The organism is Aminobacter sp. P9b (genome assembly GCF_045345995.1).
GTDB lineage: Bacteria > Pseudomonadota > Alphaproteobacteria > Rhizobiales > Rhizobiaceae > Aminobacter > Aminobacter niigataensis.
On sequence record NZ_CP150082.1, the window covers coordinates 1379421 to 1397239 of the forward strand.

A 17819-nucleotide genomic window follows, 5' to 3' on the forward strand; every position below is an offset into this window, starting at 1 on the left:
ATGACGAGTTTGAATTATTTTGAGGTAGGCAGTTATATATTGCACAACAGAAAATCATTATTGGCTACGCTGCACGCGCTTCGACGTCGGCAGTCTCGTTTGTCACGACCTCAGAAAACAAGCGTGAGAGAGCGGCCTGTCTTGCCGTCCGATCGAGAGCGTAGGAAGTTCGCTTAAACTGCACGCCGTCCAGCAGTCCATCGATGTAGCCCGCGATTGTGTCAGCCGCCATGATCAGTGCAGTATCAATGGTGTGGATGTAGCGGCTCGTGACTGTGCTGCGAGAATGACCGAGCAACGCGGCAACTGTGGCTTCCGTAAATCCAAGATCGTTGGCGATGCTGGCGAAGCTGTGGCGGAGCACGTGGGGTGTTATGCCCTCAAGCGTCGTCCCCTTGAGAACCTTTTTCCAATATTTTGGAAAGCCACCCAGCGATTTGCCCTCGGCCGTTCCTGGAAAAACGAACGTGCCCGGTTCATCAGTCCTAAGACCATCAGTCAAATCCAGAACGGACAGCCCGACCGGCCTTACGGAGGTTCCTTCCTTGCTGTCTTCAAATCGAAGGCAGCTATTTTCCTCATCCACCTCCGCCCATTTCAGGCTCAGCACTTCGCCTCTCCGACATCCCGTAAGGGCGAGAAACCGTATCACTGCGACGGAAGTGCCCAAGGCGACATTCTTTCGAGCCCTCTGCAAAATCACTCCGAGTTCGCGATACTCCTGCTCTGTCAGATGGCGATCTTTGATACGATCGGCCTGCTTCTTGACGCCGTGGGCTGGGTTCTTCTCAATAATCCCTTGTTCAATTGCGTATGTGAAAATGCCGCCGAGCAACCCTAGTGCACGGGCGGCTGTTCCGGCTCCACCACGAACAATTGCGCGACCTCGCGCCTTCGTTTTCACATTGGCCTTGGTCCGTCCGGCCGTGACGTCCCGGACGAAGCGGTTGACGTCGGTGGAAGCGATGTCCTTGACGCGACGGGTGCCCAGAAGTGGGACGATGTGACGGCGAATCCGGCTCTTGTCGATCGTCAGCGTAGATATCTTCTTAGGTCGGCGCGCTTTGCCTAGGATCAAGCCATTGTCAGCATCTTCGAGATATCGCTCACAAAGTTCCTTCACAGTGATGGCTTGGTGATCGAGGCGCCGTTCCTCGGATGGGTTTTCGCCCTGGGCGATTCTTCCGAGAAGCATTCGAGCTTCACGACGGGCGGTCTCGGGCGTCCATACGCCGTGAATCCCAATCGTATAGCGGCGGGTACGGCCGGCGGCGCGGTACTGGACGAGGTAGCTTCGTTTTCCTGACCGAAATATGCGTAGTCCAAACCCGGGCAACTCGTCGTCCCAGATGAAATAATCCACACCACGTGTTTCGGTGGCATCGACAACGCGCTTTGTCAGTCTGGCCATATGTCGCCTTCTTGCACCTTCCCGCCTGCTTCCGCGGAAGCGCCACGGAAGCAGGCAGGAGAAAATCTCGACCTGTCATAGCCTACAAAATTCGGCGCTGGTGTCAAAATAAATACGTAGAATCAAAGTGATAGAGAGCTACGGCGTGCAAAGAGAAACGTTGATGAAAGCTGTAAAATTTTCCTCCGAAGGCAGAGGTCACAGGTTCGAATCCTGTCGGGTGCGCCATTTAACAGATTGAAAACAGATATGGTTTTCCGTCTGATTGCTCCCCAATAGATCGATCGATTTGGCTGCTGGCACAAATTCCAGCACAGGCGGGTCGGGTTCATGGCTGCGCTTCGGAAGCGAGCAAGCAAGTTTCATGTGCAGGTGAGGAGGACAGGCTTTGCGCCGGTAACGCGCTGGAATGGTCGCGGGCAACAAGCGGCAGCCGGGCATCGAAATTCACCGAACCGATCGCTCATTCCTCCACAGCAGGAATGAGCAGGCAGATGTAACGCCAGCAGATTCTGCGGCTTCGCTCCAGATCTGCCTCCTCATAGTCGCTCGCGATCTGCCAGAAAAACCCGTCGATCATCGCGGCGATACCGTGGACCGTATCGTCCACCTGTTCCGGCGGAACCAGCCGTCTGACGGCATAGCGGATGTTCGACACGAAACGGGCGCCCGTCAGTTGGTACAGATGCTTGATGCGCGGTTCCGTCTGGGACGCGATCATGAACTGCATCCATGTCGCCGCTCGCTTCGGGGCACCCAGGTGTTGCGGTGCGAACGAACCGTCGACGATCGCGCGCAGCCGCTGCGCTGGCGTGGGATCAGCGGGCGCCACCCTCATGATGTCCTGACGAAACAGGTTCGAGAGATTGCGCATCGCCAGCGCCATCAGCTCTTCCTTGCTGTCGAAATAGTGGTTGACCAGGCCGGCTGACATGCCGGCGCGGCCAGCAATGCTGGCCATCGTCGCTCCGGCCAATCCTTCCTCAGCGATGACTGCGATCGCCGCATCCATCAGCTCGTCGCGGCGCATCGCCCTGATTGATCGCCTTGCCATTTGCGCTACCTTCCGATTATATATTGATTGCTCATTCAATATATTATACGTTCATTTAATCAAAGCCGGAGTTCACATGCCAGCCGTCGTCATTTCCGGGGTAAAAACAGTCGAAACCCATTGGATTCCTTTGGCCGATGGCCGCAAGCTCGCCGCACGGCTGTTCCTCCCCGAAGGTGCTGAAGACAATCCTGTCCCTCTAATCCTGGAATACATACCGTATCGCCGCCGCGACGGCACGCGTAAGGGCGACGACGAAATACACCTGTTCTTTGCCGCCCACGGCTACGCCTGTGCCCGCGTCGATATTTCCGGAACCGGCGATTCCGACGGCTTGCTGGAGGACGAATACGTCAAGCGCGAGCAGGATGACGGACTGGAAATCCTGGCCCATCTTTGTGCCCAGCCATGGTGTACGGGCGTCGCCGGCATGATCGGCATCAGCTGGGGCGGATTCAGCGGCCTCCAGGTCGCCGCGAGGAAGCCGCCGCAATTGAAGGCGATCGTCACCGCATGCTCGACGGATGACCGTTATGCCTGTGACGCCCATTACAATGGCGGCCTGCTGATCAACGACAATTTCGGCTGGGGCGGCGCCTTGTTCAGCTACGCGGCGCTGCCGCCGGACCCTGCCGTTGTCGGCGAAGAGCGCTGGCGTGAAATGTGGAAACATCGCCTCGAGGACCACAAGAACCACGCCGCCCAATGGCTGAACCACCAGCGTCGCGATGCTTTCTGGAAGCAAGGCTCGGTCTGCGAGGATTACTCTTCGATCGAATGCGCCGTGCTGGCGGTCGGTGGCTACCTCGATGGTTATACGCAGGCGATCTTCAACCTTGTCGAGAACCTCGAGGCGCCGGCGAAGGGGCTTTGTGGGCCGTGGGGCCATACCGAGCCCCATGGCGGGGTCCCCGACCCAGCCATCGGCTATCTCCAGGAATGCATCCGCTGGTTCGATCACTGGCTGAAGGGCATCGAAAACGGCGCCGAGCGCGACCCGGACATGCGCCTGTACCTGATGGACTATGCGAAACCCCACTCGCACATGGGTGCCAGGTCGGGCCGTTGGCTGGGATTCCCGCAATGGCCGGCAAGACAGATCGTTCGCAAGCAATTGTGGTTGAACGCCGGTTGCCATCTCAGCGAAACACCGGATGCAGGCGGCGCGAAACCTGCCATTTCCTCGCCACTCACCACCGGCGTGCAAGGGCAGGAATGGTGCCCCTATGGACAGGGCAGGATTGCCGCGGAAGGCGCGCGCGACCAGCGGACCGACGACGGCGGGTCGTTGTGCTTTGACACCCAGGTGCTGAGTGCGGAGATGCCACTTGCCGGAGTGGCGAAAATAAAGCTGCGTGTTGCCGCCGACAAGCCGCAGGCGCAGGTTTGCGTCAGGCTGAACGACGTGGCGCCCGATGGCACCTCCGCCTTCCTGACCTTTGCCCTGCTCAATCTCACGCACCGGAAAAGTCATGAGTTCCCGGCACCTTTGACCCCCGGTCAATTCGAGGATGTCGAGCTTTCGTTCAAGCCGATAGCGCAAACGATCCCGGTGGGACATAGGTTGCGGGTGGCGATTTCATCGTCCTATTGGCCGATGGCATGGCCATCGCCGCAGCGCACGACGCTGACCATTGATTGCCAGGCTTGCCAGCTCGACCTGCCCATTCTGAATTCCGAAGATGGCCTTGTGCCTGTCCGGTTCGAGGAGGCTGCCTGGGCCGAGCCCGGTGCGGTGACGGTCAAGGAACCGGCACGCCAGTTGCGCTCGCTCACGACAGACCTGCCTACCGAGCGAACCGAATTGACGGTGTTGTCGGATGACGGCCGGTTCGTCATCGAGGAAACGGGCACGGAAATCACCGCCTGGCGCCGCAAGGTCTATGGCATCGATGACAATGACCCGGCCAGCTGCGTCACACAGGTGACCTGCCATGAAGAATTCACGCGGCCTGATTGGAACGCGCGTCTGGATTGCGAAATCATCATCAGCTGCGACCTCGCCAATTTTTACATCGGCGGCTGGGTCAAGGCTTATGAGCGCGGGCAGATATTTGCAGAACGGAGATATGACGAGGTCATTCCGCGCGACTGCATGTAACAAATAAAAGGGGGAACAGCATGAGCGTGAATCGTAGAACTTTCCTTCTAGCTTCATCGGCAGCGGCACTTCTGCCTTTTGCCGGGTTTGCGCGGGCCGCAGGCGACCGAATGAACCCGGTCATCGCCGTGGATGCGGATATCGGCAGCCTCGACCCGGGCAATCGCGTTGGCACGACCGAGGGCAACATCATCCGTTCGGTTTGCCAGACACTGGTGCGGTTCGAACCGGGCAAGCTCAGCTGGTCCAACGATGCGGCAAAGGAGATACGGCAGGTTTCCGATACCGAGTTCGAATTCGAGCTCAACGCAGGCCAAATGTTCACCGGTGACTTCGGCGAGATGACCGCCGAAGACGTGAAGTACTCGTTCGACCGCTTCATCAATGGCGACAACGGCAAGAAACTTGCCTACGCCGACGATATGGAGGCTCTTAAGTCGGTCGAAATCACGGGAAAATACACAGGCAAGCTCATCCTCAAGCACCGCTCCGCGGCGCTATGGCTGATCGGTATCTGCGACGCTTCCGGGGCAATCCTGTCCAAGAAGGCCTGCGAACAGCTGGGCGACAAGATCGCCACGACCCTCATCGGTTCGGGGCCGCTGCTGCTCAAGGACTGGCGCCCCAAGGAGCAGTTCCTGCTTGCCGCAAATCCCGACTACAAGGGTCCTTTCAAGGCTCGCGTCGGCGAAATCACCGGCAAGATCATTCCCGAACGCAGGACCTCCTTCCTGGCCTATCAGGCGAAGGAACTGGATTTCACGGCCTTCGACGCCGACCAGCTCGACACTGCGAAGGCGCTGCCGGACACCGACGTGATCGACATTGCCGGCGTCGACTACACCTGGATCGGCATCAACGTCCAAAAAGGTGCCCTGGCCGATGTCAAAGTGCGCCAGGCGATCCGCTGGGCGATCGACGTCGATGCAATCATTGAAGGCGCCTATGCCGGCGCCACCTCGCGCGCCAAGACGCTTCTGGCTCCAGGCCTGCTCGGCAACTGGGCCGATGCACCGCTCTACAACCGGGATCTCGAAAAAGCGCAGGCGCTGCTGGCCGAAACCGGCCTGACCGGCCTGACCTTCAGCTTCACCTGCCTCAACGACGCCACCTCGCTTGCCGTGGCCCAGATCGCCCAAGCCAATCTTGCCGAAGTCGGCATCACGCTCAACATCAACCCGATGGATTCCGGCGCCTATTGGGCGCTCGGCGCCGACAATGCCAGCAAGGATCTCGAACTCACGCTCATACCCTACACCTCCAAATTCGATCCGAGCTTCCAGACACAATGGTTCCTTGGCAGCCAGGTCGGTCTGTGGAACTGGCAGCACTGGAACAGTCCCGAGTTTGACAACCTGCACCAGCAAGGCGTGGAAACGCTGGAGAAGGCCCAGCGAGAGGCAATCTATATCGAGATGCAGAAGCTGCTCGACGAATCCGCGTCCTGCATCTGGATCACCCATGGCCGGAATTTCTTTGTCGATGCGTCGTGGCTAACGCCGATGCTCCTGCCGAATGGCAAGGACTGGCAGTTCGAGTACTTCGACAGAGCGTGAGCCAACAATGATGTAGGTCGATCAAGCCGGGGAACCTTGGGGGAGGGGAAACAGATGATCAAAGCGCAGCGGACGGCCGCGTTCATCGCATCGCGCCTCGTGTCGGTCGTGCTGACCATTGCCGGCGCCACCCTTCTACTGTTCCTGATGATGCGTCTTGTCCCGGGAGACTTCGCGTCCGTGATGCTTGGTCCGCGGGCGACGCCTGAGCTTCGCGTTCAAATCACGCAGGCCATGGGCCTCGACCGTAGCATCCCGGAGCAGCTCTGGCTGTTCTTCAGCCGCATCGCCACCGGCGATTTCGGCGTCGATGTCGTATCGAATCGGCCGATCCTCGATATCGTGATGGATGTGATCCCCAACACCTTGGCGCTGGCCTTCAGCGCGCTGGCGCTGGCGTTGCTCGTCGGCATTCCGATCGGCGTGATCGCGGCGCTGAAGCCGGGTTCGTGGCTGGATAGCGGCCTGGCCCTGCTGTCCATTTCCTTCATCACGACACCTACTCTCGTGGTGTCGGTCGCCCTCTTTCTCGTCTTCGCCATCGGCCTGCATTGGTTGCCCGTGGCGGGGGCCGGAGAACCGGGCGACACGTTCGACCAACTACGGCATTTGATCCTGCCGAGCGTGGCACTGGCACTTGGCTGGATCGGCTACATCTCGCGGCTTGTCCGCGCTTCCTTGCTCGACACCCTGGCGGAACTTCACGTGCGGACCCTCCGCGCCTACGGCGTGTCGGAATACCGCATCGTCGGATTGTATTCCCTGAAGCTCGCGCTGGTGCCGATCGTGTCGATCCTCGGCATCGGCCTGGGCGAATTGATCGGCAGTTCGGTTGTGGTGGAGATCATCTTCGCCCGTCCTGGCATCGGAAGCCTGATCTTCAACTCCATCGCGCAGCGCAATTATCCGATTGTGCAGGCTTGCGTGGTGTTCATCGTCACCTTTTACATCATCGCCAATCTGGTGGTCGACATGATCAACGCACTGCTCGACCCTCGCATTGCGGCGGGTCGCGGGTGATGGGGTCTTTCACGACACTGAAACGCATCTGTTCGGAGCGCGATGGCAGGCTCGGCCTCGTTTTTACGCTCGTCATCCTCATATTCGCGATCGTCGGGCCACTGGTCAGTCCCGACCCCAATCTCATCGACGTCAAAGCCCGCTTCGCGCCACCGGGAGCGGCGCATCTTTTGGGAACCGACAACCTGGGGCGCGATCTTGTTGCGCGCACATCCGCCGGCACACGCTATGCGCTCGCGCTGGCAGCGATGATCGTCGTCATCTCCTCGGTCGTCGGATCGCTGATCGGCGTCGTAGCGGCTGTTGCCGGTCCTCGGATCGACCGGGTGATTACCGGTGTCTTCGACATCGTCAACGCATTTCCACCGCTCATCCTGGCATTCGCCCTCATCGCCCTCTACGGCAAGGGACCAATCACCTTTGTGCTCCTGGTCACAGTCGTCTTCATCCCGCAGTTTGGCAGGATGGCGCGGGCGCGGGCGCAAAGCCTGCGGAGCCTGAGCTTCATCGAGGCCGAGCGCATGCTGGCCGTGCACCCCGCCACCATCGTGGCCCGGCACTATTTGCCCAATGTCGCCGGTCCCATCATCGTGCTGGCCAGCATGAACCTGCCCGTCGTCATCGCCTTCGAGGCATCGCTCTCGTTCCTCGGCTTCGGCGTGCAACCGCCGAAATCCTCGCTCGGCACGTTGATCAAGGATGGCTTCGTGTCGATCAACCAATCCTGGTGGCCCATCATCGCGGCCTCGCTGGTCCTGGCGATCGCAACGCTCGGCGCAACCCTCCTCGGGGAAGCACTGCGGCGGGTGATCGACCCCAAAACGACAGGAGCGCGCTGATGGCGATCTCGGTGCGCAATCTGTCGGTCGACTATAATCTGTCCCATGTTACCGCGCATGCGTTGCGCGATATCTCGCTGGAGATCGGCAAGGGCGAGATACTCGGTCTCGTTGGCGAATCCGGCAGCGGAAAATCGACCGTCGCCTTCGCATTGATGGGCCTGCTCGCCAACAATGCAAAGGTTACGTCAGGCACCGCTACTATCGGCGGCAGGAGCTATGACCTGACACAGCGCGACGCCACGGCTCCACTGCGGGGACGCGGCATGGCGATGATCTTCCAGGATCCGATGCTGTCGCTCAATCCGGTGTTCACCGTCGGCACACAGCTCTGCGAAGTCCTTCGCCGGCGGTTGCCGGGTGGTGACCGCAAGACGCATGTCGCCATGGCCGAGGAGGCGCTGGCAAAGGTCAAGCTGAGCGACCCGAAGCGGCGGATGGGCCAGTACCCTCACGAATTGTCCGGTGGCATGCGTCAGCGCGTGGTGATCGCCATGGCGCTTTTGTCCGAGCCGGTGCTGCTGATCGCCGACGAGCCGACGACGGCGCTCGACGTCACGGTCGAAGCGCAGATCATGCGCGAGATCGTCAGCCTGCGAGACCGCATAGGCTGCGCGGTGCTTCTGATCACCCACAGTCTTGGGCTCGTCACCGAATATTGCGACCGCATATCGGTACTTTATGCCGGCGAACGGCTGGAGCACGGCACGGTCAAGCAAGTCCAGCAGCAGCCCGGTCATCCCTACACGCGCATGCTCTTTGACTGCGAGGTCGCAATCGATCGCCAGCGCGCCGTCAACGTCACCGAAAACCGCTTTACCGTCATCCCCGGGGAATTGCCTGACCCGTTCCGGCGTCCATCCGGTTGCATCTTCAACGGCCGCTGCGATGTCTCGTTCGAGGCGTGCGCGACGACTGTTCCGGACGAATTTGCGGTCGGTGACGCAGCGGACCACGGCGCGCGCTGTCTCTTGCTGGCGGGTTCATGATGGATGCCATCTCGATCAGCAAGGCGAGATTGCGTTTTGGCCAGACCATCGCTCTCGACGATGTATCCCTCGCCATTCCGCAAGGCACGTGTTTCGGCATTGTCGGCGAGTCCGGTTCCGGAAAGACGACGCTGATGCGGGCCATTCTCGGGTTGCAGAAGCTCGACCAGGGCGATGTCTGCATTCTGGGCATGCCGCTGTCGCATAGCCGCGCCGCGCTGAAGAAGAGGGCGCGTGTCTTGCAGCCGATCTTCCAGGACCCGGCGGCATCCCTTTCCCCGCGCAGTCGCATCCGCACGCTGATGGGCGAAGTCGCCACGGTCTTGAACGAACCGCTGGCGGTGACATACGAGCGCCTTGGCGTCATCTTGAACCGGCTTGGCCTGCCGAAAGGCATCCTCGACAAATACCCTCACGAGATCAGCGGCGGTCAGGCTCGGCGGGTGGCCATCGCGCGTGCGCTGCTCATGAAACCGTCCATCCTGATCGCCGATGAGCCGACCGCCGGCCTGGACGTTTCCGTTCAGGGCGACTTGCTCAATCTCTTGCAGGACATCAGGCAGTCGGAAAACATGACGCTTGTCGTCATCAGTCACAATCTGGCGGTTGTTCGGTTGATCGCTGAAAACGCTGTCGTGATGCGTGCTGGAAAAGCGGTCGAGAGCGGCGATGTAGCCTCGATGTTTCAATCGCCACGAGACGCTTACACGCGCGAGCTTCTTTCAGCCTGGCCGCGCCTGCGCGTCGAATAAGAAATTTCCCCACATGGGCAACACCAGCCGCCCCGAGTCTCCTTCAGGCTGGATAAAAGTTTTAGGGGCAACGTCAGCTTGAATCCTGTCGGGCAAGCCAGCTTTTTGGTATGATCGGGAGCTGTGCTTTGCGCTCGGACTGGCCAAGTGGGCGTACCAAATGCCCGCTTCTCGGCCGACCCTATCGGACAGACAGAGCCGTATTGGGCCGTGCCACGGCCGGGGATGCTGCCGCTCCCTGCGCCGGACTGGCCATGTCGGGGAAGTTCGGCTAGCTTTCCCTCATCCGAAACATTCCGGTGAACCTTTTTGCGGCCAACAACGACCAAGCAGACAGGAGCCCGGCGGTTGCACCGGCCATGAACATCGCATCAGACCCCATGTCCGATCGTGATCTCGTGAGCCGCGTCGCAAACGGCGACCGCGCCGCTTTGCGGCTCCTGTTCACGCGCCACCACGCACGGGTCTACCGTTTCGTGGCGCGCCAGACGGGGTCGGAAGCCATGGCGGATGACGTTGCCAATGAAGTGTTTCTGGAGTTGTGGCGCAAGGCGCCGCAGTTCGAAGGCCGTTCGGAAGTCTCGACCTGGCTGCTCGGCATCGCCCGCTTCAAGGCGCTGTCGTCGCTGCGCAAGCGCAAGGAAGACTGGCTTGACGACGACGATGCCGCCGCAGTGCCCGACGGCTCGGACACGCCCGAAGTGGTGACGATGAAGCTGGACAAGGGCGCCGCCCTGCGCCGTTTCGTCGACGCGCTGGCCGAGGAGCACCGCACCGTCATCGACCTCGCCTATTATCACGGCAAGTCGGTGACTGAGATCGGCGAGGTGCTCGACATTCCGGTGGCGACGGTGAAGACGCGGATGTTTTATGCCCGCAAGAAACTCGGCGAAGCCCTGAAGGCTGCCGGATACGACAGGGGCTGGCCATGAGCGCTGCCGAAAAGATGTCCCGCCGCGACGAGATCGAAACGCTGCTGCCGTTCTACCTGAACGGCACGCTGGAAGGCGCCGAACTGGCGACCGTCGAGGACTGGCTCGCCAGCGATCCGGCCGCGCCCGCAGCCCTCGAGGCAGCCGAGGCCGAATTCTCAGGCACGATGGCGTCCAACGAGGCGATCCGCCCGCCGGCCGATGCGCTGAGCCGCTTCTCCAGGCTGCTCGATGCCGAGGCCGGGCCGGTCCGCGAGCCGCAGGCGCAGTCGCTGCTGACGCGTGCCTGGGAGCGCTTCATGGGCGTGCCCGTGGGCGTCGCCTGGGCCGCGGCGGCAGCATTGCTGGCCTTCATCGTCGTGCAGGGCGTGGTGGCGCCTTCGGGCACCGGTTCCGACATCCAGGTCGCCGGCACCGGCGCGGAGCAGTCGAAGCTGCCTTTCGCGCTGGTTACCTTCAAGCCTGACGCCAGGATGGCCGACATTGCCGCGCTGCTCGGCGACAACGGTGCGGCGATCATCGATGGCCCGACGGCCAGCGGCGTCTTCCGCATCGCCATTCCTGCCGAAACTGTCGCCGACTACGATCGCATCGTCGGCCTGATCGCGGCGGCACCCTTTGCCGATACGGTGACAGCGGGAAGGAAGCCTGCGGGATGACGCTGCCGAGGCGAGTTGCAGGGTTGATGCTGGCGGCGACATTGTTCGCCGCCACGCCTGCATTTGCCCAGACCAACGATCCCAGCCTGACGCCGCAGCAGCTCGACTGCCTCAGCCGAACGACGGCGGCGACGGCTGCTGAATGCCTGCAACCCGGCGCGCAGCCGACGCCGGGCGGTCCGGGTTCCGGCGGCGAAATCCCGCCCCGGGCGGTCGGCCTGCCCGAACTGCTGGTCGACCTTTTTCCCAATCCCGGCGACTTTCCCGGTGTCGCATCCGGGGGGCAGCCAGCGACGCCGGTGCCGACGCCCAATCCGCTCCGCGACCCGGCCGCCGCAAGCCCGGATCCGTCAGGTGGCGGCGCGCAGGCGGGTGGTGGTCAGCCGACACCGCCGCCGCCTGATGTGCCACCACCCGGAACCGCGATTACCGCGCCGCCGCGCGCGATCTCGGGTGCCTTCGTGCCCGACGAAGTGCTGGTCACCGTCGATGGCGGCGCGCCGGTCGCGCAAGCTGTCGCTGCCGCCTATGGCCTGGAAATCCGCTCGCAGCGTCTGTCGGCCCTGCTCGGCACCAGCCTTGTCCGCTACGGCATTCCCGACGGTCGCCCGGTCGGTACGGTGCTTGCGCAGCTTGCCGGCGATGGCCGCACCACGACACGCGAACCCAACCACATCTACGAACTGCAGCAGGCGGCGGCAGGGCCCAATTTCGCCTTCCAGCGCATCGCGCTCGACGAGGCCGCCGCCAATGGCGAGAACGTCAGCATAGCGGTCATCGACACCGCCATCGACGACACTCACCCGGCGCTGAAGGGCGTCGTCGCCGGCAGCTTCGACGCCATGCCGGGGGTGACGGTCACCGCCCGCGACCACGCCACCTCGGTCGCCGGTCTGATCGCCGGCACGGGACCGTTCAAGGGCATGGCGCCGGGCTCGAAGATCTTCCATGCCCGCGCCTTCGAAGGCGGCAAGTCGAACATGGAGATCATTCTCAACGCGCTCGACTGGGCAGCCGAGCAGAATGTCCAGATCGTCAACATGAGCTTCGTCGGGCCCAAGAACGCATTGCTGGAGCAGGCCAGCCGCGGCGCCCGCGCCCGCGGCATGATCCTCGTCGCTGCCGCCGGCAACAATGGCCCCGGTGCGCCCTATGGCTACCCCGCCGCCTACAAGGGCGTCATCGCGGTAACGGCCACCGATGCCAAGGACGCGTTGATGAAGCAGGCGAATCGCGGGCCCTACGTCTACATCTCCGCCCCCGGCGTCGACGTCATGGCCCCGGTCGGCGGCGGCACGGACTTGGTGACGGGCACCTCGTTTGCCGCAGCAGTGGTCAGCGGCGCGATTGCCAATTTGTTGCACAACGAGCCAGGCCGCTCTGCAGAATCGATCGAAAAGGCACTCGCCGCCACTGCCACCGATCTCGGCGACAAGGGCCGCGACACCGATTTCGGTTTTGGCCTGATCAACACCAAGGCTGCCGAGGCCGTGAAGGAGTAGGGCCGGCACCGTCCGTCACAGCGGAACATAGAGTTCTGGTGAGCAAGTTGGACCGAGCGGCGTCGTAACGACGGCTTCCAACCGGTTGCGTCCTCAATAAGTTTAGTGAAGCAGCGCGTTGGCCAAAAACCGTGGATAGGTTCTTCGACACTCTATTGCGATTTCGAGGGAAGGCGCGACGGCGGGCGGTATACACCTGCATGTTTGGCTATTCGGAGACATTTGCCGATAGATATTTCAAGCGGGATGGCAAGACCGACTTCATTTGCTTCACTGATGACCGGTCTTTGAAATCCAGTCTGTGGCAGTTCAAATACGTCGACTCGAGCAAGCTTGGCCCGGTTCGAACATCCAAAATGGTGAAGCTTCTACCGCATCGCTTTGTCGGCGGTTACGCGGCGAGCTTGTATTTCGACAATACTGTCGAGCCAAAAGTCCCCGCCGAGGGCTTTTTCCAACTGCTGGATGCAACTCCAGAGCCGATGCTGTGCTTCCGCCACCCCGAGCGAAGCTGCGTGTACGACGAGGCTGAGGTTGTGACCGCCTTGGGTCTGGACGATCCTTCCACGATCGCCGCGCAAATGGATCATTATCGCGCCCTCGGGTATCCGGTCGGCGCGGGGCTCATTACGGCGACGATAATGCTAAGACGACACAACAATGCGGCCCTCGTTACCGTAATGGAGAGCTGGGCTGCCGAGGTGAAAAGATGGTCATATCGTGACCAGCTCTCGTTCAACGTCGTTGCCTGGCGGCACAGGTTCCAACCTGCCTATCTCACGGGCACGCCACATGAAAATGAACTATTTGACTGGCCACGCATAAGCGGCCATCGGCTGCCTCGTGGGTTTCGCGACGAAGTCTATCTAAAATTGAACCCTGACGTTGCAGCCGCAGGCATGAACCCAAGAAAACACTACATCGAAGCAGGATTTGCAGAGGGCCGGCGCTGGAACTAGGCGCTCCCCAAACTTCGACCAGCTAGTCGATACGGAGACCTACTCCGCCTTGCCTTCCTCTTCGAATGTCACCGCGACATCGGCATTGGCCGACAGCCGCACCTTGTTGCCCTCGGTCTCCGCAACGAGCGCGGTGGAGATGTAGTGATGGTGGCCGCGATGGCTGCCTTCGCCGCTGTCCCTTTTCGTGAGCTTGATGCGCCCGTTCTCGACCTTGTCGACGGTGCCGATATGCACGCCGTCGGCGCCGATGACTTCCATATGCTCGCGAATTGCTGTGCTGGCTGACACGACCGTTCTCCTTGTCTGGGATTGGCAAACGAAAACGCGCTCAGCCTCGATTGGATGCAAGGCCCGAGGCCGTCGCAGCGGAATTCGCATTTCTTATTGCAAACGATTTGCAATTGCATTGACAGGCGACCCGGCTGCCACTAGGTAAGGCATCGTATCTGCCGCCCATCGGGCGCGTATTCTCGAACGGGATATCCATGACAGCGCTACGCACCACCTTCGCCGCCATCGCCATGCTCGCGGCCATGCTCGGGCTATCGGCCTGCTCCCAGGACAGCGAAGCCGGCGGCAAGATGAAGGTGGTGACCACCTTCACGGTGATCGCCGACATCGCCCGCAACGTCGCCGGCGACGCAGCCGAGGTGGAATCGATCACCAAGCCGAACGCCGAGATCCACAACTACCAGCCGACGCCGGGCGACATCCTGCGCGCCCAGAAGGCCGATCTCGTGCTGTGGAACGGGCTGAACCTCGAACTGTGGTTCGAAAAGTTCTTTGAAAACCTTGATGGCGTGGCGCAGGCCGTCGTCTCCGATGGCGTAAGCCCGATGGGCATCGCCGAAGGCCCCTACACCGGCAAGCCCAACCCGCATGCCTGGATGTCGCCCGAGGCGGCGCTCATCTATGTCGAGAACATCCGCAAGGCCTTCGCCGAGAAGGATCCTGCCAATGCCGAGGTCTATGCCAGGAACGCGGCCGCCTATTCGGAGAAGATCAAGGCAACGGTCGCGCCGATCCACAAGGCCATCGAGACCATCCCCGCCGAGCGCCGTTGGCTCGCCACCAGCGAAGGCGCGTTTTCCTATCTCGCCCGCGATTTCGGCTTGAAGGAGGTCTATCTTTGGCCGATCAATGCCGACCAGCAAGGTACGCCCCAGCAGGTGCGCAAGGTGATCGACCTCGTCAAGGCCAACAGCATTCCGGCCATGTTCAGCGAAAGCACGGTGTCGTCGAAGCCGGCCGAGCAGGTCGCGCGGGAAACGGGCGCCAAGTATGGCGGTGTGCTCTATGTCGACTCGCTGAGCGACGAAGGCGGCCCGGTGCCGACCTATCTCGACCTGCTCAGCGTCACCACCCAGACCATCGTCAAGGGACTTTCCCAATGAACGTTCCGCTGAAGGGGCGCCCCGCGGCCCAGGCTCAGGCCGGCGACGGCCTCAGCGTCGACAACATCTCGGTGACCTACCGCAACGGGCACACGGCCCTGCGCAACGCCTCCTTTTCCATTCCGCGCGGCACGATCACAGCGCTTGTCGGCGTCAACGGCAGCGGCAAGTCGACCCTGTTCAAGTCGATCATGGGCTTCGTGCCGCTTGCCACCGGCAGCGTTTCGATCCTGGGCCAGCCGGCCCGCGAGGCGCTGAAGAAAAACCTCGTCGCCTATGTGCCGCAGAGCGAGGACGTCGACTGGAACTTTCCGGTGCTGGTCGAAGACGTGGTGATGATGGGCCGCTACGGCCACATGAATTTCCTGCGCATGACGCGCAGTATTGACCGCGAGGCGGTGGACGCGGCACTTGAACGCGTCGGCATGGCCGACTTCCGCAAGCGCCAGATCGGCGAGCTCTCGGGCGGACAGAAAAAGCGCGTGTTCCTGGCGCGGGCGCTGGCGCAGGAGGGCGAACTGATCCTGCTCGACGAACCCTTCACCGGCGTCGACGTGCGCACCGAAGAAGCGATCATCGCGCTTTTGCAGGGCTTGCGCGACGAAGGCCGGGTGATGCTGGTGTCGACGCACAACCTGGGCTCCGTGCCGCGCTTCTGCGACCGCGCCGTTCTGGTCAATCGCACCGTTCTCGCCTCCGGGCTGACGGCCGAAACCTTCACCAAGGCCAATCTCGAAAAGGCCTTTGGCGGCGTGTTGCGCCAGTTCATCCTGGGCGGCGCCGAGCTGCATCAGGACGCCGCCGACAAGCGTCAGGTGACAGTGCTGACCGACGACGAGCGACCCTTCGTCATCTATGGCGACGGCAACGGCAACGACGGTGCGGCCAAGAAGGGCGGGCGCAAGAAATGATCGCCATGCTCAGCGAGCCGTTCGGCTATGGCTACATGCTCAACGCGATGTGGGTGTCGGCGCTGGTCGGCGGCGTCTGCGCCTTCCTCTCGGCCTATCTGATGCTCAAGGGCTGGTCCCTGATCGGCGACGCGCTCTCGCATTCGATCGTGCCGGGCGTTGCCGGCGCCTACATGCTCGGCCTGCCGTTTGCGCTTGGCGCCTTCCTTTCGGGCGGGCTTGCGGCCGGCGCCATGCTGTTCCTCAACCAGCGCACCAAGCTCAGGGAAGACGCCATCATCGGCCTGATCTTCACCTCGTTCTTCGGGCTCGGCCTGTTCATGATCTCGCTGTCGCCGGCCTCGGTGAACATCCAGACCATCGTGCTCGGCAACATCCTGGCAGTGACGCCGGCGGACACGCTTCAGCTGGCGCTGATCGGCGGCATTTCGCTGGCCATCCTGCTCGCCAAGTGGAAGGACCTGATGGTCGCTTTCTTCGACGAGAACCATGCGCGCTCGATCGGGCTCAACCCCGACATGCTCAAGGTGCTGTTCTTCATGCTGCTGTCGGCCTCGACGGTGGCGGCACTGCAGACGGTGGGCGCCTTCCTGGTCATCGCCATGGTGGTGACGCCGGGGGCGACGGCCTATCTTCTGACCGACCGCTTTCCCCGGCTGATCGTGATCAGCGTTGCGATCGGCTCGATCACCAGCTTTGTCGGCGCCTATGCCAGCTATTTCCTCGACGGCGCCACCGGCGGCATCATCGTGGTGGCCCAGACGCTGATCTTCCTGATGGCGTTTGTCTTTGCGCCGAAGCACGGCATGCTGGCCGCGCGGCGGCGGGCGCGGGTCGAACTGGAGGCGGGAGCATGATCGAAACCCTCGCGCTCCCCTTCGCCTTTCCGTTCATGCAGCAGGCGTTCGCCATCTCGCTGCTGGTGGCGGTGCCGATGGCGCTGCTGTCGTGCTTCCTGGTGCTCAAGGGCTGGTCGCTGATGGGCGATGCCATCAGCCATGCCGTGCTGCCCGGCGTCGTGCTCGCTTATATCGCCGGCATCCCGCTGGCCATCGGCGCCTTCGCCGCCGGCATGACCTGTGCCCTGGCGACCGGCTATCTCAAGCAGAACAGCCGGGTCAAGGAAGACACGGTCATGGGCATCGTCTTTTCCGGCATGTTCGGCTTTGGCATCGTGCTCTACACCAAGATCCAGACCGACGTGCATCTCGACCACATCTTGTTCGGCGACATGCTGGGCGTCAGTTGGTCCGATGTCGGCCAGACCGCGGTGATCGCTCTGATCGCCACCGGGGCCATCGGCATCTTCCGCCGCGACCTGCTGTTGCATGCCTTCGACCCGCAGCATGCGCAGGCCATCGGCCTGCCGGTCAGGCTGCTGCATTACGGGCTGTTGACCGTGCTGTCGCTGACCATCGTCGGTGCGCTGAAAGCTGTCGGCATCATCATCGCGATCGCCATGCTGATCGCGCCGGGCGCAATTGCCTATCTACTCACCGACCGCTTCGAGCGCATGCTCATGGTGTCGGTGCTGGTGGCGGTAGCGTGCTCATTCGCAGGCGTCTACCTCAGCTTCTTCATCGACAGCGCGCCGGCACCGACCATCGTGCTGCTGATGAGCCTGACCTTTGTCGTTGCCTTCTTCATATCGAGGCGCCGGACAGCGCTTCGGGAGCGACAGGTGGTGGTGGCGGATTGAGCCCTCTGCCCTCCCCACAAGGGGGAGGGTGAAGAGCG

Annotated in this window: 17 protein-coding genes; 14 read left to right on the forward strand and 3 right to left on the reverse strand. The window is 61.9% G+C overall.

Annotation, left to right across the window (positions count from 1 at the left end; genetic code table 11):
* Positions 1-64: 64 nt before the first annotated feature.
* Together WHT83_RS06745 and betI are read right to left on the reverse strand one after the other, a co-directional pair.
* The gene (locus tag WHT83_RS06745) at positions 65-1411 is read right to left on the reverse strand and encodes a site-specific integrase (RefSeq protein ID WP_154385834.1); all 1347 of its coding nucleotides are present in this window, start codon (positions 1409-1411) and stop codon (positions 65-67) included.
* A 463-nt stretch (positions 1412-1874) separates the two neighbouring features.
* Positions 1875-2465: a transcriptional regulator BetI gene (gene betI / locus WHT83_RS06750; RefSeq protein ID WP_406873355.1), complete on the reverse strand. Its 591-nt coding sequence runs from the start codon at positions 2463-2465 to the stop codon at positions 1875-1877.
* Between betI and WHT83_RS06755 the strand changes: the two genes are divergently transcribed.
* The 10 genes from WHT83_RS06755 (at position 2362) to WHT83_RS06800 (ending at position 13774) form a co-directional block, all read left to right on the forward strand.
* Complete coding sequence (locus WHT83_RS06755; protein ID WP_406873356.1) at positions 2362-4566, forward strand: CocE/NonD family hydrolase; 2205 nt, start codon at positions 2362-2364, stop codon at positions 4564-4566. The two genes, betI and WHT83_RS06755, sit on opposite strands and share 104 nt — an antisense overlap.
* Positions 4567-4676: 110 nt before the next feature.
* Positions 4677-6122 carry an ABC transporter substrate-binding protein gene (locus WHT83_RS06760; protein ID WP_406873357.1) on the forward strand — a complete coding sequence of 482 codons (1446 nt, stop codon included), beginning with the start codon at positions 4677-4679 and terminating at the stop codon, positions 6120-6122.
* A 54-nt stretch (positions 6123-6176) separates the two neighbouring features.
* Positions 6177-7142, forward strand: a complete 966-nt coding sequence (locus WHT83_RS06765) for an ABC transporter permease (protein WP_108605621.1) — start codon at positions 6177-6179, stop codon at positions 7140-7142.
* Positions 7142-7981 (forward strand): ABC transporter permease, encoded by an 840-nt coding sequence (locus tag WHT83_RS06770; RefSeq protein ID WP_406873358.1) that lies wholly within the window; start codon positions 7142-7144, stop codon positions 7979-7981. Before WHT83_RS06765 ends, WHT83_RS06770 begins: the two co-directional genes overlap by 1 nt.
* Entirely contained in the window at positions 7981-8970 is a 990-nt protein-coding gene (locus WHT83_RS06775; RefSeq protein WP_406873359.1) for an ABC transporter ATP-binding protein, read from the forward strand. Before WHT83_RS06770 ends, WHT83_RS06775 begins: the two co-directional genes overlap by 1 nt.
* On the forward strand, positions 8967-9722 hold the full coding sequence (locus WHT83_RS06780; RefSeq protein ID WP_406873360.1) for an ABC transporter ATP-binding protein: 756 nt from the start codon (positions 8967-8969) through the stop codon (positions 9720-9722). Before WHT83_RS06775 ends, WHT83_RS06780 begins: the two co-directional genes overlap by 4 nt.
* A 359-nt stretch (positions 9723-10081) precedes the next feature.
* Positions 10082-10654, forward strand: coding sequence for a sigma-70 family RNA polymerase sigma factor (locus WHT83_RS06785; RefSeq protein ID WP_055981680.1), 573 nt, complete (start codon positions 10082-10084; stop codon positions 10652-10654).
* A complete protein-coding gene (locus WHT83_RS06790) occupies positions 10651-11313 on the forward strand; it encodes an anti-sigma factor (RefSeq protein WP_406873361.1) in 663 nt (220 codons plus the stop codon). Before WHT83_RS06785 ends, WHT83_RS06790 begins: the two co-directional genes overlap by 4 nt.
* On the forward strand, positions 11310-12815 hold the full coding sequence (locus WHT83_RS06795; RefSeq protein ID WP_406873362.1) for a S8 family serine peptidase: 1506 nt from the start codon (positions 11310-11312) through the stop codon (positions 12813-12815). The genes WHT83_RS06790 and WHT83_RS06795 overlap by 4 nt, the downstream gene beginning before the upstream one ends.
* A gap of 200 nt (positions 12816-13015) precedes the next feature.
* On the forward strand, positions 13016-13774 hold the full coding sequence (locus WHT83_RS06800; protein WP_406873363.1) for a glycosyltransferase domain-containing protein: 759 nt from the start codon (positions 13016-13018) through the stop codon (positions 13772-13774).
* A 39-nt stretch (positions 13775-13813) separates the two neighbouring features.
* Here the strand turns inward: WHT83_RS06800 and WHT83_RS06805 are convergent, their stop codons facing one another.
* Entirely contained in the window at positions 13814-14035 is a 222-nt protein-coding gene (locus WHT83_RS06805) for a DUF2171 domain-containing protein (RefSeq protein ID WP_406873941.1), read from the reverse strand.
* Positions 14036-14298: 263 nt separating this feature from the next.
* On the opposite strand from WHT83_RS06805, the gene WHT83_RS06810 reads away from it, so the two are divergent.
* From WHT83_RS06810 to WHT83_RS06825, 4 genes are read left to right on the forward strand one after another with little or no spacing between them, the layout of a single operon-like run.
* Positions 14299-15171 carry a metal ABC transporter substrate-binding protein gene (locus WHT83_RS06810; RefSeq protein WP_108609561.1) on the forward strand — a complete coding sequence of 291 codons (873 nt, stop codon included), beginning with the start codon at positions 14299-14301 and terminating at the stop codon, positions 15169-15171.
* Positions 15168-16082 (forward strand): manganese/iron ABC transporter ATP-binding protein, encoded by a 915-nt coding sequence (locus WHT83_RS06815; protein ID WP_406873364.1) that lies wholly within the window; start codon positions 15168-15170, stop codon positions 16080-16082. Before WHT83_RS06810 ends, WHT83_RS06815 begins: the two co-directional genes overlap by 4 nt.
* Positions 16079-16939, forward strand: coding sequence for a metal ABC transporter permease (locus tag WHT83_RS06820; protein WP_406873365.1), 861 nt, complete (start codon positions 16079-16081; stop codon positions 16937-16939). The genes WHT83_RS06815 and WHT83_RS06820 overlap by 4 nt, the downstream gene beginning before the upstream one ends.
* On the forward strand, positions 16936-17781 hold the full coding sequence (locus WHT83_RS06825) for a metal ABC transporter permease (protein ID WP_406873366.1): 846 nt from the start codon (positions 16936-16938) through the stop codon (positions 17779-17781). Before WHT83_RS06820 ends, WHT83_RS06825 begins: the two co-directional genes overlap by 4 nt.
* The last annotated feature ends 38 nt before the right edge of the window (positions 17782-17819 follow it).